1 protein-coding gene is annotated in these 1,299 nt (G+C 63.1%); it reads right to left on the bottom strand.

What is annotated here, in order from left to right; translation table 11 throughout:
- Nucleotides 1-62 precede the first annotated feature (62 nt).
- Nucleotides 63-1,299 (bottom strand): glycoside hydrolase family 3 C-terminal domain-containing protein (locus AC1DP3_RS18280; protein ID WP_477295789.1); only part of this gene is annotated, 1,237 nt, incomplete at its 5' end.

Here is a 1,299-nt window from a genome sequence, read left to right as displayed (position 1 = left end):
CGGTAGTAGACAATTCAGACCTCGTCTTTCGTGTCGGCCGGGAAGGCACCCGCTGGATGCTTTCACCCGATGGTCAGGGTGATTTCGTGTCGTTCCGTGCCGTCGCTGAGRATGAGTCTGAGTTCGCCGTCTTCGAGTCTGAGCTCGTCGTCGTCGGTCCAGAAGGCGAGGTCCCCTTGTTCGAGGACGAAGTGAGCCGAGTGGGACTCGCCGGGCCCCAGATGCACGCGTTCGAAGCCGCGCAGTCGTTGGACGGGCTGTGTCACGGACGCGACCGGGTCGGCAAGAAGCAAAAGGATGACGTCGTCCCCAGCGCGCTTGCCGACATTCGTGACGTCGACGCTGACTTCGACGGTGGCGCCCTGGGACAGGTCTGCTCGTGAAACCATTTGGCGAGACACGGTGGGTTCGGTCAGCGTGAACGCGGTATAGCTCAGGCCGTGTCCGAAGGCGAATCTGGGCCCTAAAGGCAAGTCCAGGTACTTCGATGTGAAGACGTCGCCGAGGTTGTCCGGGCCATGCAGACCGACGTCGAGGGCAGTCGCAGCAAGCGTGCCGCCGCTCGAGGCGGGTCGTCCGGTCCGTTCGTGGTCGTGGTGGATGGGGATCTGACCGACGGCGCGAGGAAACGCCATCGGGATGCGCCCGCCGGCGTCTACGTCGCCGGCAAGGACGCGCGCGATAGCTTCGGGGCCGCGTGTGCCGAGGTGCCAGGTGAGAAGGACGTCGGGCGCGCGTTCTATCCAGTCTTCAACCACGAGCGGTCGGCCGGTGCTGAGAATCACGATGAAAGGTACGCCCGTGTCTGCGATCGCATGGATGAGCTTTTCTTGATCTCCCGGGAGTCGTAGATCGCTGCGGGAGCTTGCCTCCCCGGAAAGAGCGCTGGGCTCACCGACCGCCAGGACAATGAGATCGTGTTGTCGCGCCAAACGGGTGGCATCGGTGATCGACTCGTCCGAGCTGTCGAGGAAGTCCGCACCCGGGGCAACAGTCCACTCGATGGCGTCGAATTTCTCGGCGAGGGCGTCCGCGAGAGACGTGGACGGGTGCCCGAAGTTTTGGACCCAGGCGCCGAGATGATCTGTGCTGGTGGCGTAGGGCCCCGTAAGAAGTACCTTTCGGGGCGTCTTCGAGAGCGGGAGTGTGCCRGCATCGTTTTTCAGAAGCACGATGCAACGTTCCGCCGCTTCTTGAGCTGCGTGAAGCGTCGATTCGGTGGGAGTCGTGAGGGCGACGCTCTCATCCACGAATGGGTTCTCGAACAGGCCCAGTCTTTCCTTCAGTCGAAGCACGCGG

The organism is Microbacterium sp. P5_B6, from assembly GCF_056400345.1.
The sequence above is the reverse complement of the archived record's forward strand: the minus strand, read 5'-3'. Positions and strand labels throughout refer to the sequence as shown.